Source organism: Bifidobacterium castoris (assembly GCF_003952025.1).
Classification (GTDB): domain Bacteria; phylum Actinomycetota; class Actinomycetes; order Actinomycetales; family Bifidobacteriaceae; genus Bifidobacterium; species Bifidobacterium castoris.
Map to the genome: position 1 here is coordinate 18,915 of NZ_QXGI01000001.1, position 24,430 is coordinate 43,344.

Below are 24,430 nucleotides of genomic sequence, written 5' to 3' on the forward strand. Positions count from 1 at the left end.
GCCCCGCATCCGCAGCCCGCGGACGCGGGGCATCACCGTTGGCGCGATCCCGTCGCCGCGGCGGCCATCATGGAGGACATGGGCATGAACATCACCGCAGGGCATTTCGACAACGACGAGGCCGTGGCCTGCGAGCTGCGCGACGACGACCTCGACCCGGGGCGCCGTCCGATCGGTTCGCGCGCGGCGGCGCTCGTCGCCACCATCGTGCTGCTCGGCATCATCGTCGGCGCCTGCGCTGGACTGCTCACGCTGCTGCTGTATGCGATCGAGCATCTGGCGCTCGGCTTCGTCGAGTCGCCGTCGATGCCCGGTCCCTTCCTGACCCATCCGCTTCGTCGCGCCGTCTCGTTGATCGGCGGCGCGACGTTCGCCGCCGTCTGCTGGTGGCTGCTGCGCACGCGCACGACCGCCGTGCCGTCGGTGGGGCAGGCAGTGCGTGGCTCCCTGATGCCGGCATGGCAGACGGTGTGCCACGTGCTGCTGCAGATCGGCATCGTCGGCTGCGGGCTGTCGGTCGGACGCGAGGTCGCGCCGCGCGAACTGGGCGCGATGCTCGCGCAGCGCCTGTGCCGATGGACGGGGCTGCACCGGCGCGACCTGATGGAGGTCGTCGCCATCTCGGCGGGCGCGGGCCTCGCCGGCGTCTACAACGCGCCGCTCGCAGGCGCGTTCTTCGCGATCGAGATCCTACTCAAGGACGTGACGGCGGCCACCGTCGCGCTGTCGCTGCTGTGCTCGAGCCTCGCCGCATGGGTCGCCACGCTCATCAAGGGGACGCACGCCTTCTACGTCATCGGCGCGGTCGACGCGCACTTCACTCCCGACCTGTTCGCCTTCGCCGTCGCCGTCGGCGTGCTCGCCGGCGTATGCGGGGCGTGGTTCCGCCGCGGGGCGCAGTGGGCGGAATCACACAAGGCCCGCGGCTCGGCGATCCTGTGGCAGCTGCCGCTCGCCGGTGCCGTCACCGCCCTCGGCGCGATCTGGATCCCGCAGGTCATGGGCAACGGGCGCGCGACGGCGCAGATGGGTTTCGCGGGGCGCCCCGAGCTCGCGTTCATCCCGTTGCTGCTCGTCTCCTTCGCTGCGAAGGCCGTCGTCACGCTGATGACGATCCGCGCGGGCGCCTCGGGCGGCGTGCTCACGCCGGGCATCGCGCTCGGCTCGTCGCTCGGCTGCATGCTCGGCGTGTGCTGGCTGCTCATGTTCGGCACGAACTCGATCGGCGTGTACGCGCTGCTCGGGGCGTGCGCGCTGCTCGCCGCATCGCAGAACGCGCCGCTGATGGCGATGACGCTCGTCATGGAGCTCACCGAGGCGCCGTCGAACCTGTATGTGCCGGTCGCATGCGCATGCGCCGTCTCGGTCGGCACGGGGAGGCTCGTCGAGCGTCTGCGCGCGCGGCGCGCGTCCGGGTCTCGGGAATAGAAACGGGGCGCCGTCGTTTGAACCAAGTAATGTGACTGTTCAGGACACACCAATGAAGGAGACAACGTGAGTAACCTACTTACGCCGACGATGGACGACGGCGCGACGCCGGCGGGCCCCGCCGATCCGATCTTCAACCGACTCCTCAAGGACCGCATCATCTGGATGGGCGAGGAGGTCAAGGACGACATGGCGAACCGCATCTGCGCGCAGATGCTCATGCTCGCCGCCGAGGATCCCAAAAGCGACATCTGGCTCTACATCAACTCGCCGGGCGGCTCGATCACGGCCGGCATGGCGATCTACGACACGATGCAGCTCATCGAGCCGGACGTCGCGACGGTCGGCATCGGCATGTGCGCGTCGATGGGCCAGTTCCTGCTGAGCTCGGGCACGAAGGGCAAGCGCTTCCTCACGTCGCACGCGCGCGTGCTCATGCACCAGCCCTCGGGCGGCATCGGCGGCACGACGACCGACGTGCGCATCAGCGCCGAGCTCATCATGAACATGAAGAAGACGCTCGCGGAGCTCACGGCCGAGCAGACGGGGCACACCGTCGAGGAGATCTACCGCGACAACGAATACGACCACTGGTTCACCGCGCAGGAGGCGCTCGAGTACGGCTTCGTCGACAAGCTCGTCTCGACGCACGACACGATGAACACGGACAAGGAGTGAGCATGGCATCCGAGGAAGCGAAATTCGTCGCCCGCGCCGAACGACTCGCCGGACCGCGTGGCGTGGCCGGCTTCCAGCCGCCGAGCGCGCGCTACATCGTGCCGGAGTTCGAGGAGAAGACGCCGTACGGCTACAAGCGGCAGAACCCGTACACGAGGCTTTTCGACGACCGCATCATCTTCATGGGCGTCCAGGTGGACGACACGACGGCCGACGACATCATGGCGCAGCTGCTCGTGCTCGAAAGCATGGACCCGAACCGCGACGTGATGATGTACATCAACTCGCCGGGCGGCTCGATGACGGCGATGACGGCGATCTACGACACGATGAACTACATCCAGCCGGACGTGCAGACCGTGTGCCTCGGCCAGGCGGCCTCCGCGGCGGCGATCCTGCTCGCGGCCGGCACGAAGGGCAAGCGCCTGATTCTGCCGAACGCGCGCGTGCTCATCCACCAGCCGGCGATCGACCAGGGATTCGGCAAGGCGACCGAGATCGAGATTCAGGCCAAGGAGATGCTGCGCATGCGCCAGTGGCTCGAGGACACGCTCGCGAAGCACACCGGCCAGCCGATCGAACGCATCCGCAAGGACATCGAGGTCGACACGTTCCTGACGGCCCAGGAGGCCAAGGAATACGGCATCGTCGACGAGGTGCTCGAGCCGCGCGGCGCGAAGGCCTGAGGCCTGCTGACGCCGCCTGGGGCGCATACGGAGCATAGGCGGAACACGGCGGCGCCGACCCACGCATCACAGTGGTCGGCGCCGCCGTGTTCCGCGTTGTGCGGGGGCGTCTTGCGGCCCATCGTGCATCCTGGCGGCTATCATGGGTCGCGGCGGCGCACGGCGCGCCGCGGCCGGCGACGACGGCATCCGCGACACGGCGAGGGACGGCGACGATGGGACGAGTGATCAGCTACAACGACGGCATGCAGCGCTGCGCGTTCTGCGGCAAGGGCGAGCGCGAGGTGAACCGCCTCGTCGCCGGCGCCGGCGTGGCGATCTGCGACGAATGCGTCGCGCTGTGCGTCGAGATCATCGCCGATGAGCAGGCGAAGGACGCGAAGCTCGAGGTCATGAAGCTGCCGAGGCCGGCGCAGATCCACGCCGTGCTCGACGAATACGTCATCGGGCAGGAGGCGGCCAAGCGCACATTGAGCGTCGCCGTCTACAACCATTTCAAACGCATCGAGATCGAGAAGGCGCGCCGCACGCGGCAGAAGGGCGACGACGGAGACGCGATGCTGACGCCGGCGGCGCGGCGCATCGCCGACCCGGACAACGACGTCGACGTCGCCAAATCGAACATCCTGATGCTCGGGCCGACAGGCGTGGGCAAGACCTACCTCGCGCAGACTCTCGCGAAGGCGATGCGGGTGCCCTTCGTCATCGTCGACGCGACGACGCTCACCGAGGCCGGTTACGTCGGCGACGACGTCGAGACGGTGCTCCAGCGGCTCATCCAGGCCGCCGACGGCGACGTCTCGCGCGCGAGCCACGGCATCATCTACATCGACGAGATCGACAAGATCGCACGCAAGAGCGGCGAGAACACGTCGGTGACGCGCGACGTTTCCGGCGAGGGCGTGCAGCAGGCGCTGCTCAAGATCATCGAGGGCACCGTCGCGAACGTGCCGGTCGAAGGCGCGCGCAAGCACCGCGAGGCCGAATCGGTGCAGATCGACACGCGCGACATCCTGTTCATCTGCGGGGGCGCCTTCGTCGGCCTCGACGAGATCGTCGCCGACCGGCTCGGACGGCGCACGAGCGGCTTCGGCGCATCGTGGCGGGCGCGCGGCGTCGACCGCGCCGCGCTGCTCGCGCAGGTGTGCGCCGACGACCTCGAGGACTTCGGGCTGCTGCCCGAGTTCATCGGACGGCTGCCCGTCGTCACGGCGCTCGACGAGCTCGACGCGGACGACCTCAAGGCGATCCTGACGAAACCGGCGAACGCGCTGACGCGCCAGTACCGCAAGCTGTTCGCCGTCGACGGCGTGACGCTCACCTTCACCGACGACGCGATCGACCGCATCGCGCGCATCGCGCTCGAACGCGGCACCGGCGCACGCGGGCTGCGTTCGATCATCGAACGCACGCTCGAGGACGCGATGTACGACGTGCCGGGCGACGACGCCGTCAGCGAGGTCATCGTCGACGCCGAGGCCGTCGACGGCGCGCGCGGCCCGAGGATCGTCGCCGACGGACGCAGGACGGCGCTGCGCCTCGAACGTACCAGTGCGTGAGGGAAGGGGAGAGGAGTCGGCGAATGCACGGAAACAGTGGCGACACGCCGACGATTTGATGTGATTGTGAAAGCGTTGTATATTTTTCGAGTTGCCAAAAACAAGCAACATGCGCGAGTAGCCCAGCGGATTAGAGCAGCTGACTACGGATCAGCAGGTCGCAGGTTCGAATCCTGTCTCGCGCACTTGGCCGTTGCAGTGGAGGCGTGCGAACGTCGGTCACTTCGGATGCAGCGGCGCTGCGCGAGTAGCCCAGCGGATTAGAGCAGCTGACTACGGATCAGCAGGTCGCAGGTTCGAATCCTGTCTCGCGCACAATAAGCCCTTGGCTGCGTATGCAGTCAAGGGCTTAACCAATTTCCGGCTTCGGACCGGCGCATCGCGGTCTCGGCCGCCGTGGAGGCATGCGCGTATGCGACGCAACGCCATCGTTCAGCGCTTCCCACGCATGCTCATACCCGTCAGCCATGCCATACGCGCCCATGAATGGTATGGGCAACCGGCCGTCCTGCCATACGTATACGGAAGTCGGCATACGCCGCGCCGTCAAGGTGGGATGGAACGTACCGGTTGCGGTGAGACCCCATGAAACGATGGTTCGGATTGCGCCGCTCGTAACATGGGGGCGCTAGGGTGGCGTTCCGTATGAAGCGGACGGCGCGCCCCGATGGCGTGCCCGGAGTATGGAGACAGCATGTTCGATTTCGACACCCGCCCCGAACGCCGGCGCACGACGTCGGCCAAATGGAAGCTCATCGAGGACGAGCTTGGCGCGGGGCACGACGACGTCGTCGCGATGTCGGTCGCCGACATGGAGTTCGTCCCGGCGCCGCAGATCGTCGACGCAATCGTGGACGCGGCGCGCCATGACGTCTTCGGATACGACTATGCGACCGGCGCCTACTACGAGGCGGTCGTGGGCTGGATGCGCCGGCGCCACGGCCTTGAGATCGACCCGGCATGGATACGGCTGTCCGACGGCGTCATGCCGGCGATCAACACGGCGCTGCGCGCGTTCACTCATCCGGGCGACGTCATCGTCATCCAGCGGCCGGTGTACCACCCGTTCACCAACGCTGCGCGCGGCAACGGGTTGACGATCTCGAACAACGCGCTCGTCCGCGACGAGGCGTCGGGACGCTACACGATCGACTTCGACGACCTCGGTGCGCGTCTCTCCGACCCGCGCTGCACGGCGATGCTGCTGTGCAACCCGCACAACCCGGTCGGCCGCGTCTGGACCGCCGACGAACTGCGTCGGATCGGCGACCTGTGCATCGCGCACGACGTGCTGCTGCTCGTCGACGAGATCCACGCCGACTTCGGACGCGACGGCCATCCGGTGACGATGCTCGGCGCGCTCGGCGAGCCCTACGCGAGCCATGCGATCGAGTTCACGGCGCCGACGAAGACCTTCAACCTCGCCGGACTGCTGTGTTCGAACGCCTTCATCCGCGACGGCGCCCTGCGTGCGCGCTACGACGTCGCCGCCGCGAACATCGGCGGCATGACCGTCAGCCACTTCGGACTCGTCGCCTGCATCGCCGCCTACGACGACGCCGAGGCGTGGTTCGACGAGCTGCTCGACGTGCTCGAACGCAACCGCGGCGTGCTCGCCGACTTCGCGTCCGCGCATCCGGGCGTCGCGCTCGTCGAGCCCGAGGGCACCTACCTCGCCTGGGTCGACTTCCGCGGTCTCGGCCTCGACCCGGACGCGCTGCGCGACTTCATGCACGAGCGCGCCCGCGTCTACTTCGACGAGGGCGTGATGTTCGGTCCCGAAGGCGCCGGGTTCGAACGCATCAACCTCGCCTGCCCGACGCCGATGCTGCAGGAGGTGCTCGCCCGTCTCGGGACGGCGCTTGCGACGCTTGGATGATGGCGCGCGGCGCCGGGCGCCGAGTACGGCGGCCGGCGGAGTCGAGAAAGCGTGAACATCCGGCGCCGGCGTCTAGGCGGCCGGCACCGGATGCGGCATAATGGAAGACGTTTGTGTGTGGAAGGCGGCCGTCACGGCCGCATGAACGGGAGGTGCGATGAGCGGGAAATCACAGGGACCATGGGCGGCCATCCGAAGGGTGGCGGCTTCGGACCGCATATCCGGCCTGATCATGCTCGGCTTCGCGCTCATGGGCCTCATTCTGGCGAACATCCCGGCGACGGCCGCATGGTTCGAGCATCTGTCGCACTTCGAGCTGGGCATACCCGGCACGAACATCATGATGGGCGTCGGGCATTGGGCCCAGGATGGGCTGCTGACGATCTTCTTCCTCGTCGTCGGCCTTGAGCTCAAGCAGGAGCTGACGACCGGGTCGCTGTCGAACGTCCGCGCCGCCGCCGTGCCGATGCTGTGCGCCGTCGGCGGCATGATCGTGCCGCCGATCCTGTTCATCGCCGTCGTCGCGCTGTTCTCGCGCTACGGCGCCGGCGACCCGGGCAGCCTGCTCATCGCGAACGGCGCGACCTTCCCGTTCTCCGAGGCGGCGCACGGATGGGCGATCCCGACGGCGACCGACATCGCGTTCTCGCTCGCCGTGCTCGCGCTGTTCGCCAAGGCGCTGCCGGGGTCGATCCGCGCGTTCCTGATGACGCTGGCGACCGTCGACGACCTGCTCGCGATCATCCTCATCGCCGTGTTCTTCTCGTCGCTCAACGCCTGGTACTGGTTCGTCGGCATCGCCGTGTGCGCCGTAGCCTGGTACTTCCTCGTGCGCATGCGCAAGGTGCCGTGGTTCGGCGTCGCCGTCATCGGCGTCCTGTCATGGGTCATGATGTACGAGGCAGGCGTGCATCCGACGCTCGCCGGCGTCCTCGTCGGCCTGCTCACGCCTGCGCGCGCGATGTACGGGGAGCGCGACGCCCGCGCCGAACGCTACGCCGACAAGCTCCAGCCGTTCTCGGCGCTGCTCGCGCTGCCGATCTTCGCGTTCTTCGCCACCGGCGTGCACTTCGACGCGATCACGCCGATGCTGCTCGTCTCGCCGATCGTCATCGGCATCATCGTCGCGCTCGTCGTCGGCAAGCCGCTCGGCATCATGGCCGTCGCATGGTGCTCGACGCATATCGGGACCCTGAGGATGCCGAAGGGGCTGCGCGTGCGCGACATGTTCCCGGCGGCCGTCGCCTGCGGCATCGGCTTCACCGTCTCCTTCCTGATCGCCTCGCTCGCCTACGCCAACGCCGAACTGTCCGCCGAAGCGCGCTTCGGCGTGCTGCTTGCGTCGCTGCTCGCCGCCGCCGTCTCCGGCGTGCTGCTGAGCCGCCAGTCGAAGCGCTTCGAGGCGCGCGCGGCCATGGCGAAGGCTGCGCCGGACGCGCAACACGGCCCGGAGCGCTTCGAGACCACGCTCGCCGATGGTACTGTGGTGCTCAGCCAGAGCATCGGAGGCAGACGAAAGGAGCCGGCACATGACGACGGAACGGCGGCTGCAGGCAAACGAACGAAACGAGGACGCCGCACGCGTCGATGACGCGACGTGGGGCGACGGCGCCTCGCCGCTCGGGCAGACCTACCGGCAGGGCGCCGTGCTGCTGCGCGGCCAGATGATCCCGCAGGAGAGCACGACCGAACGGCTGCTCAAGCCGGACACGTCGACCGATTGGCTGCACCGCGACCCGTGGCGCGTCCTGCGCATCCAGGCCGAGTTCGTCGACGGCTTCGGCTCGCTCGCCAATCTGGGCCCCGCCGTCAGCATCTTCGGATCGGCGCGCATCCAGCCCGACGAGGCCGCCTACCGCGCCGCGCTCGCGATGGGCGAACGCATCGCGCGACGCGACGTCGCCGTCATCACCGGAGGCGGCCCCGGCATCATGGAGGCCGCGAACAAGGGCGCCGCGCTCGCCGGCGGCAAATCGGTGGGGCTCGGCATCGAGCTGCCGCATGAGCAGGGCATCAACGAATGGGTCAACCTCGGCATGACCTTCCGGTATTTCTTCGTGCGCAAGACGATGTTCATGAAGTACTCGCAGGGCATCATCGTGTGCCCGGGCGGCTTCGGCACGCTCGACGAGACCTTCGAGGCGCTCACGCTCGTGCAGACGCACAAGGTGGCGCGCATCCCGATCGCGCTGTACGACACGGCGTACTGGCAAGGGCTGTTCGACTGGATCAACGGCGCCGTCAAGGACCGAGGCCTCATCTCGGCGCTCGACCCGTCGCTCGTGACGATCACCGACGACGTCGACGAGGCCGTCGCCGTCGCCACGTCGCAGATCGGCTGACGCGCGCGGACGCATATGGTGGCGCCCCGCGACCCCCAAGGGGTCGCGGGGCGCCACCATATGCGTCCGGGTGATGCGTCTCAGCGCAGCACGGCGATGAGCACGCCGTCGCCGGTCGGCGTCATCGCACTGACGAAGCGTTCGTCGTCCTCGATGCGCTCGAGCAGCGCACGCATGAGCACCGCCTTCTCGCCGCGGTCGGCCGGGTTCGTCAGGCCGCCCTTGGCATGCGGCGCGCGCGTCGCGAGCGCGTCGGTGAACACGACGGCGCCGCCGCGCCGCAGCAGACGGGGCGCCTGATCGAACACCGGCATGTAGTTCGAGGCGTCGCCGGCCACGACGATGAGGTCGTAGTCGTTGCCATTGAGCCGCTGGAGGAAGACGGATGGCGTGGCGTTGACGGCGCGCAGCGTCGTGCGCGTCGTGTCGTCGATGCCGGAGAAGAACGCGCGGATCGCCGCGACGCCGGCGGCGGACGAGTCGACGGCGGTGAGCTTGCCGGCGCCGGCAAGGCCCTCGACGAGCTGCGCGGTCTCGACGAGCGAGCCGGTGCCGACGACGATCGCGGATGTGGCCTTCGTCATCTGCGCGAAGGCGTTGAGCAGGAAGCCCTCCGAGGCGGGGCACGGCGCGAGTTCGGCCTGCTGTGCCAGCTTGCGCGCGTCGCGCACGATCCGCGGTTCGCGCGCCGATTCGTGGTCCTCGATGCAGACCCATGCCTTGGCGTGGTTGTCGTATGTGCGTTTGTCCATCATCGCCGCGTCACGCCTCACGTTCCTTGACCTGTGCGATGAGCTGCCAGATCTGCTCTCCGACGTCGATGCCCACCGGGCATTCGCGCGAGCAGGCGCGCACCGACTGGCAGGCCTGGATGCCGTCCGCCGTGTCGATCGCCTCGAGCCTCTCGCAGGTGGCCTCGTCGCGGGAATCGTCGATGAACCTGGCCTGGTTGATCAGCGCGGCCGGTCCGATGAACGCCTCGCCGCCGGCGTACACCGGGCACGCGCCCTCACAGGCTCCGCAGACGATGCAGGTCGTCAGCGTCTCGTACTTCGCGAGCTGTTCGGGGCTCTGCAGGTATTCGAGCACGTCGACCTTGCCGTCCTCGGTGGTCGCGAGCACGCCGTCGGCGATCAGATACGGCTTGAGCCGTTTGATCTGCTCGAGCATCGGGTCGATGTCGGCGATGAGGTCGCGGTCGACGGCGAATCCGGGCAGAGGCGCGAGCTCGATGACGCCGAGCCCGTCGGCGCCGTTCGTCGCGTCGGCCGGCTCGCCCGCGTCGGAGCCGGTGCGCCGGAAGCCTTCGGCGTCGACGAGGCGCTCGGGCTGCGCCCAGTCACCGATCTTCGCCTTGCACAGCAGCGTCGGCGTGCCGTTGACGGCGGCCGCGTCGGAGCCGCACATGCCGTGGCCGCACGAGTAACGGAACATGAGCGTCGGGTCGATCGTGCGCTTGACGCGCAGCAGGCAGTCGAGGATCGTCTCGTCGCCGCGCACGTCGAGCGTGTAGTCCTGCGTCCACTGTTTGCCGCGCGGACGGCGCGCGGCGCGCGCCGGCGAGTCGCCGAACGGCGACGCCTTGCGCGCGAAGGGGCTGGAGCCGCGCGCGCGGTCGCGCTCGCGCGCCGGCTTGGGGGAGAAGCGGTGCACGCGCAGCGTGACCGTCGTCCCGGATGATGCTAGTTGAGCCATGCGTTCCCTTTCATGCCTGTTCCACTATAGACGTCCGGGGCGCGTCAGTAGGAGCGCGCGCCCGGCTCGATGTCGACGATGCGCACCGGCTGGCGCAGCGGGGCTGCGTCGGAGGCCGTCATCGAATGGTTCAGACACGTCTCGTCGTCGCGTTCGGGGAAATCGGTGCGTTTGAGCGAGCCGCGCGACTCGTGGCGCGCGTCGGTCGCGGCGAGCATCGCCTCGGCGAGGCGCACGAGATGGCGCGCCTCCCAGATCGCCGTGAGCTCCTGGTTGAAGGTGCGCGCCTCGGAGTGCAGCCGCAGCCGGCGTGTGCGTTCGGTGATCGGGCCGTTTACGACGACCTGCGCGCGCGCGATCGATCCGGCGTCGCACAGCACGGCGACGCCGCGCTCCATCGTCTCGGATAGGTCGGCCATGACGCGGTACGCGTTGTCGTTGTCGTTGTCGGCGTCGCTCGCGGCGCCGACGAGGAGCGCGTCGATGTCGGCGTCGCGAGCCGTCTTCGCCGCGTCCAGCGCCTCCTCCAACGCCGGATCGGACGGCGTGCCCGCGGCGACCGGGTCGTCGGCGACGCGCTCGGCGACGGCCTGCCCGGTGCGCGTGCCGAAGAGGCAGGCGTCGAGCAGCGAGTTGCCGCCGAGGCGGTTCGCGCCGTGCACGCTCACGCACGCGCATTCGCCGGCGGCGTACAGGCCCTCGACGACGTTGCGTCGTTCGCCGTCCCAGACATAGACCTCGCCATCGGTCGTGACGGGGATGCCGCCCATCGTGTAGTGGGCGGTCGGCTTGACCGGCACGAGGTCCTTCGCCGGATCGAGTCCGGCGTACCGTTCGATCGTCTCGACGACCTGCGGCAGGTTGCACCGCATCCGTTCGGGGTCGATGCCGGTCATGTCGAGCCAGACGCAGTCCTTCGGGCCGTCCGGGTCGCGCGGGTCGGCGACGCCGCGTCCGGCGTCGGTCTCGCTGCGGATCGCGCGGCTGACGACGTCGCGCGCCGCCAGATCGGCGTGTCCGGGGGCGTAGGAGGCCATGAAGGCGTCGCCGTCGGCGTTGCGCAGTACGCCGCCCTCGCCGCGCGAGGCCTCGGACAGCAGGATGCCGGTGTGGGCCAGGCCGGTCGGGTGGAACTGCACGAACTCGATGTCCTCGAGCTGCAGGCCGGCGTCGAGCGCGAGCGCCATGCCGTCGCCGGTCAGGTCGTGGGAGTTCGACGTCGTGCGGAACAGGCGTCCGGCCCCGCCGGTGGCGATGATCGTGTTGCGCGCCGCGATGGCGTGGGTGGCGCCGTCGTGCGTGTCGAAGGCGATGACGCCGGCGGCGCGGGTGAGCGTCGCGTCGAGCACGAGGTCGGTCACGACCCATTCCTCGGCGAAATCGACGCCGTAGCGCACGCACTGCTGCCACAGCGTGTGCAGGATCTGGTGGCCGATGCGGTCGGCGGAGTAGGCGGCGCGCTTGACCGGGCGCGCGCCGAAGTCGCTCGTGTGGCCGCCGAAGCGGCGCTGCGCGATGCGCCCGTCGGGGGTGCGCGAGAACGCGACGCCGGAACGCTCGAGGTTGATGACGGTCATCGGGGCGTCCTCGGCGAGCAGCCGCGCCGCGTCCTGGTCGACGAGCCAGTCGCCGCCCTTGACCGTGTCGTAGTAGTGCCAGCGCCATTCGTCCGGTTCCATGTCCGCCAGGCTCGCGGCGATGCCGCCTTCGGCCGAGCCGGTGTGCGAGCGCAGCGGCTGCAGCTTCGAGATGACGAGGACCTTCGGTTCGACGCCTGCGTCGCGCAGCTCGCGCGCGGCGTCGCTGCGGTGGAAGCCGAGCGCGGCGGACAGGCCGGCCGCGCCGGCTCCCACGATCACGGCGTCGTATTGTTCTTCGATGTGCTTCGGGGTCATATCCGGTATTGTCTCACAAGGCGTCCCGCGGCCGTCCTGACGATCGCCTACATGTCCGGCGGTCCGCTCGGCGCCGGCGCGTGCCGCGGATGGCAGCATTCGTCGACGGCGCGCGCGTCGGCCAGCAGGATCGCCTGATGGTCGCGGATGAGCGCATTGCAGCCGGCGTTCGAGGGGCCCGTCACATCGCCGGGCACCGCGTACAGGCGCCGGTTGAGCTCGTTCGCCCAGCGCGCCGTGTTGAGCGCGCCCGAGCGCAGCCGCGCCTGCGTGACGACGACGGACGACGCCATCGCCGCGATGAGCCGGTTGCGCAGCAGGAAACGGTGGGCCAGCGGCGCCGTGTCCGGGCACAGTTCGCTCACGAGGGCGCCTCCGGCCGCGACGATCGCCGCGAACAGCCGCCCGTTGCACGAAGGGCCGATATGGCCCAGTCCTCCGGCGAAGACGGCGACGGTGCGGCCGCACCGGTCGGCGCACGACGTCTCGGACGCGCGCACGGCGGCCCAATGGGCCGCCGCGTCCACGCCCATCGCGCCGCCCGAGACGACCGTGTGGCCGGCCAGACACGCCTCCTCGGCGATCGCCGACGTCACCTCGCGCCCGTAGTCGTTCATGCCGCGCGAACCGACGACGGCGAGCGGCTCGGGGCATGCCGTGAGCGCATGCGCGTCGCCGCGCACCCACAGGCACACCGGCGGCGCGTAGTCGGAACGCACATCGAGGTCGGCGAGGCCGGCGGGCCACGCTTCGTCGCCGGGCGTGAGCACCGTGTACGCGCCGTTCGCCGTCAGCCATGCGTGTAGCGCGTCCGGATCCTCGCTCGGCAGCGAAGCGAGTCGCATGTGCCAGCGTTCCACGGCCTGCGTGAAGCGTTCGCGCGTGCGCGGCCGCACCGTGCACCCCCAGCGGGCGATGCCGAGCGCGAGGTCACGTTCGAGCATCCGCATGCCCTCCCGGCGTTCGGGCTGCGGCATGCGATCCATCGACATGGCGAGCGCGGCGAGCACGTCGCGTGCGTCGGGCGCTCCCTTGAGCAGCGCCGCCATCATGATGTCCGCGTCGTCGATGCACAGCGTGAGCAGGCAGCGGGCGAGCGTCTCGTCGCAGTCCCGGGCCATCGCCGTCAGGCCGCCGCTCATGTCAGCTCCTTCGTCCGCAGCGCGATCGCCTCGGTCATGTCCCGCGCGTCCGGCCGGCCGTGGCCGGCGAGGTCGGCGAGCGTCCACGCCAGCCGCATCGAACGGTCGGCGCCGCGCAGGCTCAGCCGTTGCGCGCCGAGCGCCTCGTTGACGACGTCGAGCGCCGCCGTCGGCGTATGCGCGCGCAGCCATGCGCCCGAGGCCTGCGCGTTGCAGCTCCAGCCGTTTTCGGCGAAGCGTGCGCGGGCGACGTCGCGCGCCGCGACGACGCGGGCGCGGACCGCCTCGCTCGTCTCGCCGCGTCCGGCCGGCGCGGCGCCGATGCGCGAGATCGGGTTGACGGGGACCTGGATGTCGATGCGGTCGAGGATCGGCCCCGACAGGCGCGCGAAGTAGCGGATGCGGTCGCGCTCGCGGCAGGTGCAGCGTTCGCCGGTGCCGTAGCCGTACCCGCAGGGGCACGGGTTGGCCGCCATGACGAGCTGGAACGAGGCCGGGTAGACGGTCGTGCCCTTCGACCGGGAGACGGCGACGACGCCGGATTCGAGCGGCTCGCGCAGCGTCTGCAGCGCGCGCGGCGCGAATTCGGGGGCCTCGTCCATGAACAGGACGCCGCGGTGGGCGCGCGTGACGGAGCCGGGTTTGCCGATGCCGCTGCCGCCGCCGACGAGCGCGGGCACCGTCGCCGTATGGTGCGGCGCCTCGAAGGGTGGCACGTCGGTGATGCCGTGGGCGCCGAGCGTGCCGCACAGCGAGCGGATCGACGCGACCTCGAACTGGTCGCGTTCTCCCAACGGCGCCATGATGCCGGGCATGCGCGAGGCGAGCATCGTCTTGCCGGTGCCGGGAGGCCCGACCATGAGCACATGGTGGCCGCCGGCCGCCGCCACCTCGAGCGCGCGCTTCGCCGGCCGCTGGCCGACGACCTCGGCCATGTCGCCGACCGGGGGAGCCGTGGCGCCGAGATCGGCGCGACCGTCGGCGATTCCGGGCGCCTCGTCGCGCAGCGCGTACGTCGCATGCGCGCCGAACATCTCCATCAGCTCGCCGACGTGGGAGACGTAGCGCGGTTCGACGCCTTCGACGAGTTCGGCCTCGTCGCGGTTCGCGCGCGGCACGACGACATGGCGCAGCCCCGCGTCGCGCGCATGCAGCAGGATCGGCAGCAGCCCGTCGATGCGGTGCACGCTGCCGTCGAGGTTGACCTCGCCGAGCACGACGACGTCGAGCATGCACTCGTGCGGGATGACGCCGCTCGCGCTGAGCACGGCGGCGGCGATCGCCAGGTCGTGCGACGATCCGCGTTTGGGCAGCGAGGCGGGGGACATGTTCACGGTCACGCGCGTCTGCGGCCAGGAGAAGCCGCTCGCCACGCACCCCGACTTGACGCGCTCGCGCGCCTCGCTCAGCGACGCGTCGGGCAGCCCGATGATCGAGAAGTACGGCAGTCCGGGGGAGATGAAGGCCTGCAGCTGGATCGTGAAGGCCTTGAGTCCGATGAGCCCGACCGACAGGGCGTTGCTGATGGCCATCAGAACGCCCCCGGGATGTGGCGCACGTCGACGCCGTCGCCGGACACGCTCAGCGCGATGACGTCGAAGCGGACTGCGACGTGCGGCACGCGCGCGCCGCGCGCGCCGAGCCACTGCGCGGCCGCGCGGCGCAGATTGGCCTGCTTGGCCGGATGCACGGCCTCCTCGGGGGCGCCGAAGCGGCGTGTGCGCCGCGTCTTGACCTCGATGAACAGGACCGTGCGGTTCTGCGTGACGGCGATGACGTCGATCTCGCCGTAGCGTGTGCGCCAGTTCGCGCCGATGACGCGGATGCGCCGGCACGCGAGCCACGCCTGCGCGGCCGCCTCGCCGGCGGCGCCGAGTTCATGGGCCGACAAGCCCGGGGCGGCGAGCCTCTCCATGCACGCGCGCAACCGGGTGTGCGCCTCGTCGTCCTCGTCGCCGAACTCGTCGCCGATGAGGTCCCCGTCGGATCCGAACCCCGTGCCGACGTCCTCTTCGCCGGCGGTTGCCGCCCCGCCCTGCGCCGTCGCCGTGCCGGCGCGCGGCGCGGCGCCGAAGGCCGGCGCATCCCATATGTCCTCATCGTGTTCGAACACGGTCCATGTCTCGTCCATGCCATCCTCCTTGCAGCTGCGGCGGCGCCGGCGTGCGCGGCGCCGCGAACGGTCGCGTCCATCGAAGCAGCCGGCGGCGCGGCTGTGGACGACACGCCGAGGGGGCGTGTCGGATGTGGACGGACGGGCCGTTGTCCACACCCGACGATCGACGCTGTGGACAACGCCGTCGCGCGGGCGCGACGGGAAAGGGCGCGGCGGGGCCGCCGCGGGGGACGACGAAGGGGCCGTGCCCGACCGATCGGTCGGGCACGGCCCCTTCGAGGCGGCTATCGCCGGCGGCGAAACGCGCGTGGAGGTCAGTCGACGAGGTTCGTCAGCTCGCCCAGACTCAGCTCGAAGCTCACGCCGCGCTCCTCGTAATGCGGCTGGAAGCGGGTCTGCTCCATCGCGTTGTGCACGAACTCGCCGGCGAGGCGGGCCGCGGCGGCCAGGTCGAGGCCGGTCATGAGGCCGCCGATCATCGCGGACGCGAAGGCGTCGCCGGTGCCGTGGCACATGAACGGCAGCTTCTCGTGCACGCACTCGGTCATCGAGCCGAGGCCAGCCTCGCGGTTCGCGACGAAGTTGCGGATGCGGCCGTCGTCATGGTCGATGCCCTTGAGCACGACGTTCTTCGCGCCCAGATCGAACAGGCGGCCGATGATCGCGCGCACCTGCGCGTCCGGGACGTCCTGGCCGGGGTAGTCGGTCCCCGTCAGGATCGACGCCTCGGTCAGGTTCGGCATGAGCAGGTCGGCGCCGTCGACGAGCGCGCCCATCGCCTCGCACAGCTCGGCCGTGTACGTCGGATACATCTCGCCGGCGTCGCCCATGACCGGGTCGACGAAGCGCAGCGCCTTCGGGTACTCGCGGTACAGGCGCTGGATGATCGCCACCTGGTCGGGCGAGCCGAGGAAACCGGAGTAGACGCCGTCGAGGTCGACGCCCTCCTTGCCCCACGCATCGAGGTAGGCGCCGAGCATGTCGGTCGTGTCCTCCATCGTGAAGACCTTGTAGCGCGTGTGCGCCGAGAACAGCGCGGTCGGCACCGGGCACACGTCGCAGCCGGCGGCCGACAGGATCGGGATCGCCGCGGTCAGCGAGCATTTGCCGTAGCCGCACATGTCGTGCACGGCGGCGATGCGGGGGATGTATTCACGGTTGCGGTTGTACAGGGTGATCTCGGTCATGGCGTCCTTCCTCGATGCGTCCGTGCGCATCGCTCGTTTCCGTACGTCACTGTAGGCCCGCCCGCCGCGTTTCGCATGTCGCGTACGCCCATGCGGGAGCGTGCGCGGCGTGTCGCGGACCGCGCCCGCGGGGCTTCGCCGTGCCCGGCGGCGGCCGCATGGCGCGCCGTGATAGACGGGTATAGGAAACGGCGATAACGCGGGGCTTGCGCCGGCCGCGCGCCGCCCCGTACAGTCGGCCATGGGCGGCGATTCACGCCGCGGACGACCACAGCAACGGACCGCTGCGCGACCGGCGGCCAGGAAAGGACGGATGCGATGACCGACGAGAGGAACCCGCGCTACCATTTCGAGACGCTGCAGCTGCACGCGGGGCAGGAGACCCCCGACCCGGCGAGCGACGCGCGCGCCGTGCCGATCTACCAGACGACGAGCTACGTCTTCCATGACTTCGACCATGCGGCCGCGCGCTTCGGCCTGGCCGACCCGGGCAACATCTACGGACGGTTGACGAACTCGACGCAGGCCGCCCTCGAGGAGCGCATCGCGGCGCTCGAGGGCGGCACGGCGGCGCTCGCGGTCGCCTCGGGCGCCGCGGCCGTCGAGTACGCGGTGCGCAACATCACGCAGACGGGCGACCACATCGTCGCCGCGAAGAACATCTACGGCGGCACCTACAACCTGCTGCGGCACACGCTCGAACGCGACGGCATCCGCACGACCTTCGTCGACCTTGACCCGCGCTCCTTCGAGGACGCGATCGGGGAGGACACGAAGCTCGTCTACTTCGAGACCTTCGGCAACCCCAACGCCGACCTGCCCGACTTCGAGGCGATCGCCGAGGTCGCGCACCGCCACGGCCTGCCGGTCATCGTCGACAACACCTTCGCGACGCCCTACCTGTTCCGCCCGCTCGAGCACGGCGCCGACGTCGTCGTCGAATCGGCGACGAAGTTCATCGGCGGCCACGGCACGACGCTCGGCGGCGTCATCGTCGAGGGCGGCGGCTTCGACTGGTCGGCGACGCCCGGCAGGTTCCCGACGCTGACCGAGCCCGACCCCTCCTACCACGGGCTCAACTTCCATGAGGCGCTCGGACCGGCCGCCTTCGTCACGCGCATCCGCGCGATCCTGCTGCGCGACACCGGCGCGACGCTCTCGCCGCTGTCCGCCTTCCTGCTGCTGCAGGGCGCCGAGACGCTTTCGCTGCGCGTCGAGCGCCATGTCGCCAACGCGCTCAAGGTCATCGACTATCTGAAGACGGTGCCCGAGGTCGTCTCGATCTCCCATCCGTCGATCGAGGGGCGCGCGGACCACGAACGCTACCTGCGCTACTTCCCGAACGGCGCATGCCCGATCTTCACCTTCGACATCCGCGGCGGCCGCGACGCGGCGCGCGTGTTCATCGACAACCTGCACCTGTTCTCCCTGCTGGCGAACGTCGCCGACGTCAAAAGCCTCGTCATCCACCCGGCCTCGACGACGCATGCGCAGGAGTCCGACGCCGAGCTCGCCGACCAGGGCATCCATCAGGGCACGATCCGCCTGTCGATCGGCACCGAGCACATCGACGACATCATCGCCGACCTGGACGGCGCCTTCCGGGCGGTGCGCGCGAGCGGGTACGCGGACTGAGGGGCGCATGGGCGCGGCGGTGCGGCGCCCCATCACGCAGGACGGCCTGTTATGCTGGACTAGGCGTCTGCCAGCCGTTTGTCTGAAGCAGCGGATACGTTCACCTTGTGGACCGCTTCCCCGGACGAGAACGGCCGGGGGCGCCGTGTCCGTTCCTGCTATCCCGATGGAGTATCGTGTGGCCGACATTATCACCGTGATGAATCTTGGATGGGCGTACGCGCCGGCGTCTGAAGGGGACGACGCGCGCGTCGCGCTGCACGACGTGAACTGCTACGTGCCGCGCGGCGGCGTCATCGGCGTCCTCGGGCCGAGCGGTTCGGGCAAATCGACCTTCGCGAAGGCGCTCGTCGGCATCGTCCCGCATTGCACGGCGGGCACGCTCACCGGCTACGCGCGCATCGCCGACATGAACGTCAAAAGCACCTCGGTGTCCAACCTGTCGCTGCGCGTCGGTTACGTCGGGCAGGAGCCATGGGGACAGCTCGTGGCCGAGACGGTCGAGGAGGAGATCGCGCTCCCGCTCGAGAACCGCGGTGTGGCCCCCGACGAGATCCGCGCGCGCGTCGACGAGGTCCTCGCGATGCTGCACATCGAGGCGCTGCGCCACCGCCTGACGGCCACATTGTCCGCCGGCGAGCTCGAACGCGTCGCGATCGGCGCGGCGATCGCCGCCGGCCCCGACGTGCTCATCCTCGACGAACCGTCGAACACGCTCGACGCGCAGGGGCACGACGACCTGTTCGCGATCATCGACCGCATGCGCGTGGACGGGCATATGACGACGCTCGTCGTCGAACAACGCACGCGCGCGCTCGCCCGCCACGCCACCGGCGTCTTCCTGATGGTCGGCGGTGAGATCATCCGGCGCACCGGCGCCGACATCTTCGAACGCGAGGGCGCGCTGCTCGAATCGGTCGGCGTCGACGTGCCGCGCGGCGACGAGCCGACCCTCACGCTCGCCGACGACGAGCCGGCGGCCGCGAAGGAGGCCGCCGTCGTCCTCGAACATGTCGGGCTGCGCCACCCGGATTCGGCGCCCGATGAGCCGCCCGCGCTCGAGGACGTCTCCTTGCGCATAGAACGCGGCTCCTTCGTCGGCGTCGTCGGCGCGAACGGCTCGGGCAAGTCGACGTTGCTGCGGCTGCTCGACGCGCAGCTGCGCCCGCGTTCGGGACGCGTGCGCGTCGCCGGCGTCGACGTCGCCTCCCGTCGCACGCAGCAGATGGCCAGGCTCGTCGCCTACGTCGGGCAGGACCCGGCCGCGACGCTGCTCGGCGGCACCGTGCGCGAGGAGATCGCGCAGGGCGCACGCTCCTGCGGCATCCGCGAGACGGAGGTGAGCGCGCGCGCCAACGAGATGATCCGTCTGTTCGACCTCTACGGCGTCGAGGACACGCCGGTCGCGCAGCTCGCCTGCGGCCAGCGGCGCGCGACGGCGCTCGCCGCCGCGCTCGCGGTGCGCACGCCGCTGATCGCGCTCGACGAACCGCTCGCCGGCTTCGATGTGCGGCTGCGCACGCGTGTGCTCGACGCGCTCGCCGAGGCCTGCGGCCGCGGCGCGACGGTCATCATGGCGAGCGGCGACATCGCCGCCGTCGACGAATACTGCACGCACGCGGCACGGCTCGACGCCGGCCGCCTCGTCGGCTACGGCCGTGTCGCGCGCGACGCCGGCCGCGCCGCCACCGCAAGCCAAGGAGGCGCACGATGATGAACGGACGGTTCTGCACGCCTGGCGACGGCTGGCTGCATCGGCTCGACACGCGCGTGAAGGTCCTCGTGTCGCTCATGCTCGTCGTGCTGTGCGCATGGTGGGGCAACTGGATCTTCCTGTCCGTCGTGCTCGTGCTCGAACAGGTCATGTTCGTCGCCGACCGCACGCCGGCGCGCTCGGTCGGCGCGGCATGGGCCGTGTTCGCGCCGATCGCCGCGGTCGTCGCGCTCGTCATGGCTCTGTGCCTGAACGACTACGGGGACGTGACGCTGTGGCGGATCGGATGGTGGGGCGTGAGCGCGCAGTCGCTCGCGTTGTGCGGCGTCGTCGCGCTGAAGATCCTCGACATCGTCTTCGCGCTGATGCTCACCGTGCTGACGACGAGCCGGCGCGATTGGATCCGCGCGCTGGGCGCGCTGCGGGTGCCGTATCCGGCGGCGAGCCGCTTCGTCGACCGGCTCAACTGGCTGCCGCGCTGGCGTCAGGCGGTGCGCGAGGCGCGCCGCCGCCAGGACGTGCGCGGCGTGCGGCCGACGCTGCTGTCGCATCTGCGCCGCTGGTCGATCGCACACGATCTGATGGGGCGCTACGACGACCACGTCGTCGTCGCCGAACGGCTGCGCGGCGTGTACCTCGACCGCGGCTCGGCCCGGCGCACGTTGATGCGTCCGGCGCATATGCGGGCCGCCGACTGGATCGTGGCGGCTGCCGCCGTGGCCGTCGCGGCGGCAGCCGTCACGATGATCATGCTCGGCTGGTGACGCGCGGCCGTCCTGGCCCCGGTCCCGTTCTCGGTGCGGGCATCATCCTTGCGGATGATGCCCGCACAGCTTTTCCGTCCCGCGGCCGATGCCGCCGGCGCCCTGGGACGCCTAGCGTGGATGTCATCGAAACAAAGCGACGCGGACCGACCGCGCCGACGAAAGGAAACCACGATGGGCACACCGACCACACAGATGACGCCGACCGCCGCGCCGCAGCAGGACCGCGCGCCGCAGCCGTTCACGGCGGCGCCGACGCGCACGGCGATCGAGGCGATCGACCTCGTCAAGGACTACGGCGAGGGCAGCAGCGTCGTCCACGCGCTGCGCGGCGTCAACGTCGCCTTCGAGCAGGGGCGCTTCACGGCGATCATGGGACCATCCGGCTCGGGCAAGTCGACGCTCATGCACACGATGTCCGGCCTCGACGGCGCGACCTCGGGCCGCGTCATGTTCGAAGGCCACGACCTGACGAAGCTCGGCGACAAGCAGCTGACGCTGCTGCGCCGCACGCGCATCGGCTTCGTCTTCCAAAGCTTCAACCTGCTGCCGATGTTCACGGCCGAACGGAACATCCTGATGCCGCTGACGCTCGCCGGCGCCAGGCCGGACCGGCAGTGGTTCGACCTGCTCGCGCGCACGCTCGGCATCCAGGACCGTCTGGGACACCGGCCGAACGAGCTGTCCGGCGGCCAGCAGCAGCGCGTCGCGATCGCCCGCGCGCTCATCACGAAGCCGGCGCTCGTGTTCGCCGACGAGCCGACCGGCGCGCTTGACTCGGTCTCGAGCGCCGAGGTGCTCAGCTTCCTCAAAAGCTCGGTCAAGGAGCTCGGCCAGACGATTATCATGGTCACGCACGACCCGGTCGCCGCCTCCTATGCCGACCGCGCGATCGTCTTCGCCGACGGCGGCATCGTCGCAGACGTCGACGATCCGACGGCCGCCCGGATGAGCGAGCTGCTCATGCGCGAGCGCGAGCAGGCCACCCGCGGCATGGGAGCGGTGCCGCTGCCGGAGCACAAGGCCCGGCATCTGCGGGGACAGTCGTGACGGGGGGCCGGACGACGGAGACGACGGAGAGGATGCGCACATGCGATCGATAACGATGCAGATGATGAAGAAGAACCTGAGGATGCTGATACCGGCGGGCATCGCGATCCTCATAGGCACGGCGTTCATCGCGGCGACGCTGCTGTTCACGAACGCCTTCGACGCGTCGCTGCGCGAGCAGACGACCGGCCAGTTCGGCGGCGCGAACTACTCGATCATGACGAACGCGGGGGAGAACGGCGACGCCGAACCGACGGTCGGGCGCCTGAACCTGAGCGCCGTGGCGGGCGTCGACGGCGTGGAGGGCGTACGCCCCGACGTCGCACGCAGCGTCATGCTCACCTCCGGGTCCCAGCACGGCAGCGGCGTGGCGCTCGCGACGAGCGCCGACGCGGCCCTGCTGCCCGTCGAGATCACGGAAGGCGAGGCGCCGTCCCCCGGCGGCTCCTCGCAGATCGCGATCCCGGGCAAGCTCGCCGGCCAATGGGGGCTCAAGGTAGGCGACTCCATCGAACTGCGCGCGCAGTACGCCGAGCACCCGCAGGACGTGCGGGCGACGATCACCGGCCTGACCGACGATCCGCACAACGTGTACGGCTATTACAACGGCGCGTCCGTCGTCTCGGACGACATCATGGTCGCGTGCTCGGACGTGGACTCCTTCGACGCGATCGGCGCGACCGCCGCCTACCTCTACATCGATCCGGCGCATGAGGCGACGGCCGTCCCCGCGGTGAAGGCCGCGCTCGCGTCCGGCATGTCGCTGCAGGACCGCGCCCAGATGGAGGAGCGGGCCATCCAGACGCTCAGCTCCAACGGAGGCGACGTGACCAAGCAGTTCCTGCTCGCCTTCGGCGTGCTTGCGCTCGTCGTGGCCGCGCTCGTCATCGCGAACACCTTCCAGGTGCTCGTCGCGCAGCGCCGCCGCACGCTCGCGCTGCTGCGCACGATCGGCGCGACGAAGCGCCAGCTGTACGTCTCGGTGCTCGAGGAGGCCGGCATCCTCGGACTCGTCTCATCGGCGCTCGGCGTGGCCGTGGGCACCGGTCTCATGGCGCTCGCCTCCCTCGCAACGAAGGACCGTTCGCTCGGCAGCATGCGCCTGACGCTCGTCATGAGCTGGCAGGTCATCGCGCTGCCGATCCTCTTCGGCGTCGTGATGACGGTTCTCGCCTCGGTGAGCGCCGCGCGCACCGCCACCGGAGTCACCCCGTTGGAGGCCATGCGCCCGCTGGAGATCTCCGACCAGCGCAGGGCCCGTGTGGGACGGGCCGTCTTCGGCTGCGTCTTCCTGCTCGCCGGCGTCGCGCTCGCATTGGCCGCGATCCCGATGAACACCAGCGCGAACGGCGACATCTCCAACGTCGCGCTGCTCGCCGGCGTGGGCGGATGCATGCTCACCTTCGTCGGTCTGGCGATGACGGCGCTGTTCTGGCTGCCCTGGCTGATGAAGGGCGTCGGAGCGCTCGTCTCGCTGTGCGGACCGTCGGTCAAGCTCGCCGACGCGAACATCCAGAAGAACCCGCGGCGCATCGCCGCGACCGGCACGGCGCTGCTCATCGGCGTCACGCTGATCTCCACGTTGGCCACCGGCGCCGCGGCCGCGAAGGCGACGATGAACCAGGCGCTCGACAGTCGCTACAGCGTCGACGTGACGGCCTACGGCCCGGACATCCCGGCCAAGGCGGTCGCCGAGGTGAAGGCCGAACGCGGCGTCGCCGCGACGCTGTCCGCGAAGACGGCGCAGGCCGAGTTCGAGGACGCGCAGGGCCGCATCGTGACCACGACCGTCATAGGCGTTCCCGACGTCGCGGCGCTGCAGCGCGTGCTCAACATCGATCTGGGCGATCCGGAGCCCGCCTTCGGCCCCGACGACGCGTTGATGCCTACGATCGACGGCGAAAGCGGCGAGACGCTGAAACTCAAGGACGGTTCGGCCTCGCTCACCGAGATCGGCGACGATGGCGAACCGTCCGGCGCCGCGCACCGCCTGCATGTGACGCAGCGCGCCTTCAAGCGCATCGCTCAGAGCACGCCGGACGCCGCCTTCGTCGACGCCTCGCTGTTCGACGACGGCACCTTCAAAGCCACCGGCGCCGCGTTGCTCGTCAAGCTCGACGTGCCCTCCGACCTGTCGCTGTCGAACGTCTACGACGCGATCGAAAAGGACCTTCAGGCCTACCCCGACATCGCCGTGGGCGGACCGGTCGCCGAACGCAGCATGTGGGAGAGCATGGTGAACATGATGCTCATGCTGCTCGTCGCGCTGCTCGCCGTGGCGGTCGTCATCGCCGTCATCGGCGTGGCCAACACGCTGAGCCTGTCGGTCATCGAACGCACCCGCGAATCGGCGACGTTGCGCGCCATCGGCATGACGCGCGGTCAGCTCAAGCGCTCGCTCGCCGTCGAGGCGCTGCTGATCTCGCTCGTCACGAGCGTCGTCGGCATGGTCGTCGGCACGTTGTTCGGCTGGCTCGGCATCTACATCGTGATGAGCTCGATCGCCGACGTCGTCTACGTCGTCGACTGGGCCACCTACGGCATCATCCTCGCGATCGCCGTCGTCTGCTCGCTGCTGGCGAGCGTGTTCCCGGCGCGGCGCGCCGTGAGGACGCCGCCGGTCGAGGCGCTCGCCGAATCCTGATCGTGGCCGGCGCGGC

General features: G+C 70.0%; 19 protein-coding genes and 2 tRNA genes. 14 read left to right on the forward strand and 7 right to left on the reverse strand.

Features of this window, described 5'->3' with window-relative positions; all coding sequences use genetic code 11:
• The first annotated feature begins 84 nt into the window (after positions 1-84).
• From D2E22_RS00085 to D2E22_RS00125, 9 genes are all read left to right on the forward strand, one after another.
• Positions 85-1,428, forward strand: a complete 1,344-nt coding sequence (locus D2E22_RS00085; RefSeq protein WP_241218091.1) for a chloride channel protein — start codon at positions 85-87, stop codon at positions 1,426-1,428.
• Positions 1,429-1,518: 90 nt separating this feature from the next.
• Entirely contained in the window at positions 1,519-2,106 is a 588-nt protein-coding gene (locus D2E22_RS00090) for an ATP-dependent Clp protease proteolytic subunit (RefSeq protein WP_126031481.1), read from the forward strand.
• 2 nt (positions 2,107-2,108) lie between these two features.
• On the forward strand, positions 2,109-2,792 hold the full coding sequence (locus tag D2E22_RS00095; protein WP_126031116.1) for an ATP-dependent Clp protease proteolytic subunit: 684 nt from the start codon (positions 2,109-2,111) through the stop codon (positions 2,790-2,792).
• A 215-nt stretch (positions 2,793-3,007) separates the two neighbouring features.
• Complete coding sequence (clpX, locus tag D2E22_RS00100) at positions 3,008-4,351, forward strand: ATP-dependent Clp protease ATP-binding subunit ClpX (protein ID WP_126031117.1); 1,344 nt, start codon at positions 3,008-3,010, stop codon at positions 4,349-4,351.
• Between the two features lie 111 nt (positions 4,352-4,462).
• Positions 4,463-4,536, forward strand: a tRNA-Arg gene (locus tag D2E22_RS00105).
• A 56-nt stretch (positions 4,537-4,592) separates the two neighbouring features.
• Positions 4,593-4,666: transfer RNA gene (locus D2E22_RS00110), tRNA-Arg, on the forward strand.
• 379 nt (positions 4,667-5,045) lie between these two features.
• Positions 5,046-6,230: a MalY/PatB family protein gene (locus D2E22_RS00115; protein WP_126031118.1), complete on the forward strand. Its 1,185-nt coding sequence runs from the start codon at positions 5,046-5,048 to the stop codon at positions 6,228-6,230.
• Positions 6,231-6,387: 157 nt separating this feature from the next.
• Positions 6,388-7,821 (forward strand): Na+/H+ antiporter NhaA, encoded by a 1,434-nt coding sequence (gene nhaA, locus D2E22_RS00120; RefSeq protein WP_126031119.1) that lies wholly within the window; start codon positions 6,388-6,390, stop codon positions 7,819-7,821.
• Complete coding sequence (locus D2E22_RS00125; protein WP_420897230.1) at positions 7,778-8,572, forward strand: LOG family protein; 795 nt, start codon at positions 7,778-7,780, stop codon at positions 8,570-8,572. Before nhaA ends, D2E22_RS00125 begins: the two co-directional genes overlap by 44 nt.
• Before the next feature lie 80 nt (positions 8,573-8,652).
• On the opposite strand, the gene D2E22_RS00130 is transcribed toward D2E22_RS00125, so the two are convergent.
• From D2E22_RS00130 to D2E22_RS00160, 7 genes are all read right to left on the reverse strand, one after another.
• Complete coding sequence (locus D2E22_RS00130; protein WP_126031482.1) at positions 8,653-9,324, reverse strand: O-methyltransferase; 672 nt, start codon at positions 9,322-9,324, stop codon at positions 8,653-8,655.
• 10 nt (positions 9,325-9,334) lie between these two features.
• Positions 9,335-10,267: a succinate dehydrogenase/fumarate reductase iron-sulfur subunit gene (locus D2E22_RS00135; RefSeq protein ID WP_126031121.1), complete on the reverse strand. Its 933-nt coding sequence runs from the start codon at positions 10,265-10,267 to the stop codon at positions 9,335-9,337.
• A gap of 44 nt (positions 10,268-10,311) precedes the next feature.
• Positions 10,312-12,162, reverse strand: coding sequence for an FAD-binding protein (locus D2E22_RS00140; protein ID WP_126031122.1), 1,851 nt, complete (start codon positions 12,160-12,162; stop codon positions 10,312-10,314).
• 47 nt (positions 12,163-12,209) lie between these two features.
• Complete coding sequence (locus D2E22_RS00145; protein ID WP_126031123.1) at positions 12,210-13,304, reverse strand: DNA-processing protein DprA; 1,095 nt, start codon at positions 13,302-13,304, stop codon at positions 12,210-12,212.
• On the reverse strand, positions 13,301-14,836 hold the full coding sequence (locus D2E22_RS00150; RefSeq protein WP_126031124.1) for a YifB family Mg chelatase-like AAA ATPase: 1,536 nt from the start codon (positions 14,834-14,836) through the stop codon (positions 13,301-13,303). The genes D2E22_RS00145 and D2E22_RS00150 overlap by 4 nt, the downstream gene beginning before the upstream one ends.
• Positions 14,836-15,435: a YraN family protein gene (locus D2E22_RS00155; protein ID WP_126031125.1), complete on the reverse strand. Its 600-nt coding sequence runs from the start codon at positions 15,433-15,435 to the stop codon at positions 14,836-14,838. Before D2E22_RS00155 ends, D2E22_RS00150 begins: the two co-directional genes overlap by 1 nt.
• A gap of 299 nt (positions 15,436-15,734) precedes the next feature.
• Positions 15,735-16,607, reverse strand: a complete 873-nt coding sequence (locus D2E22_RS00160) for a pyridoxamine kinase (protein WP_126031126.1) — start codon at positions 16,605-16,607, stop codon at positions 15,735-15,737.
• 318 nt (positions 16,608-16,925) lie between these two features.
• On the opposite strand from D2E22_RS00160, the gene D2E22_RS00165 reads away from it, so the two are divergent.
• The 5 genes from D2E22_RS00165 to D2E22_RS00185 all read left to right on the forward strand — a co-directional run bounded on the left by D2E22_RS00165 (position 16,926) and on the right by D2E22_RS00185 (position 24,414).
• Positions 16,926-18,242 (forward strand): O-acetylhomoserine aminocarboxypropyltransferase/cysteine synthase family protein, encoded by a 1,317-nt coding sequence (locus D2E22_RS00165; protein WP_126031127.1) that lies wholly within the window; start codon positions 16,926-16,928, stop codon positions 18,240-18,242.
• A gap of 178 nt (positions 18,243-18,420) precedes the next feature.
• Positions 18,421-19,956 carry an ABC transporter ATP-binding protein gene (locus D2E22_RS00170; RefSeq protein WP_241218092.1) on the forward strand — a complete coding sequence of 512 codons (1,536 nt, stop codon included), beginning with the start codon at positions 18,421-18,423 and terminating at the stop codon, positions 19,954-19,956.
• Positions 19,953-20,720, forward strand: a complete 768-nt coding sequence (locus tag D2E22_RS00175; RefSeq protein ID WP_126031129.1) for an energy-coupling factor transporter transmembrane component T family protein — start codon at positions 19,953-19,955, stop codon at positions 20,718-20,720. Before D2E22_RS00170 ends, D2E22_RS00175 begins: the two co-directional genes overlap by 4 nt.
• A gap of 195 nt (positions 20,721-20,915) precedes the next feature.
• Positions 20,916-21,770, forward strand: coding sequence for an ABC transporter ATP-binding protein (locus D2E22_RS00180; protein ID WP_126031483.1), 855 nt, complete (start codon positions 20,916-20,918; stop codon positions 21,768-21,770).
• Positions 21,771-21,810: 40 nt separating this feature from the next.
• Positions 21,811-24,414, forward strand: coding sequence for an ABC transporter permease (locus D2E22_RS00185; RefSeq protein ID WP_126031130.1), 2,604 nt, complete (start codon positions 21,811-21,813; stop codon positions 24,412-24,414).
• Positions 24,415-24,430 lie beyond the last annotated feature (16 nt).

Bases quoted from the DNA above. Each gene is read 5' to 3' on its own strand.
- D2E22_RS00085 (WP_241218091.1), top strand. From the start codon at position 85: ATGAACATCACCGCAGGGCATTTCGACAACGACGAGGCCGTGGCCTGC.
- D2E22_RS00090 (WP_126031481.1), top strand. From the start codon at position 1,519: ATGGACGACGGCGCGACGCCGGCGGGCCCCGCCGATCCGATCTTCAAC.
- D2E22_RS00095 (WP_126031116.1), top strand. From the start codon at position 2,109: ATGGCATCCGAGGAAGCGAAATTCGTCGCCCGCGCCGAACGACTCGCC.
- clpX (WP_126031117.1), top strand. From the start codon at position 3,008: ATGGGACGAGTGATCAGCTACAACGACGGCATGCAGCGCTGCGCGTTC.
- D2E22_RS00115 (WP_126031118.1), top strand. From the start codon at position 5,046: ATGTTCGATTTCGACACCCGCCCCGAACGCCGGCGCACGACGTCGGCC.
- nhaA (WP_126031119.1), top strand. From the start codon at position 6,388: ATGAGCGGGAAATCACAGGGACCATGGGCGGCCATCCGAAGGGTGGCG.
- D2E22_RS00130 (WP_126031482.1), bottom strand. From the start codon at position 9,324: ATGGACAAACGCACATACGACAACCACGCCAAGGCATGGGTCTGCATC.
- D2E22_RS00135 (WP_126031121.1), bottom strand. From the start codon at position 10,267: ATGGCTCAACTAGCATCATCCGGGACGACGGTCACGCTGCGCGTGCAC.
- D2E22_RS00140 (WP_126031122.1), bottom strand. From the start codon at position 12,162: ATGACCCCGAAGCACATCGAAGAACAATACGACGCCGTGATCGTGGGA.
- D2E22_RS00145 (WP_126031123.1), bottom strand. From the start codon at position 13,304: ATGAGCGGCGGCCTGACGGCGATGGCCCGGGACTGCGACGAGACGCTC.
- D2E22_RS00150 (WP_126031124.1), bottom strand. From the start codon at position 14,836: ATGGCCATCAGCAACGCCCTGTCGGTCGGGCTCATCGGACTCAAGGCC.
- D2E22_RS00155 (WP_126031125.1), bottom strand. From the start codon at position 15,435: ATGGACGAGACATGGACCGTGTTCGAACACGATGAGGACATATGGGAT.
- D2E22_RS00160 (WP_126031126.1), bottom strand. From the start codon at position 16,607: ATGACCGAGATCACCCTGTACAACCGCAACCGTGAATACATCCCCCGC.
- D2E22_RS00165 (WP_126031127.1), top strand. From the start codon at position 16,926: ATGACCGACGAGAGGAACCCGCGCTACCATTTCGAGACGCTGCAGCTG.
- D2E22_RS00175 (WP_126031129.1), top strand. From the start codon at position 19,953: ATGATGAACGGACGGTTCTGCACGCCTGGCGACGGCTGGCTGCATCGG.
- D2E22_RS00180 (WP_126031483.1), top strand. From the start codon at position 20,916: ATGACGCCGACCGCCGCGCCGCAGCAGGACCGCGCGCCGCAGCCGTTC.
- D2E22_RS00185 (WP_126031130.1), top strand. From the start codon at position 21,811: ATGCGATCGATAACGATGCAGATGATGAAGAAGAACCTGAGGATGCTG.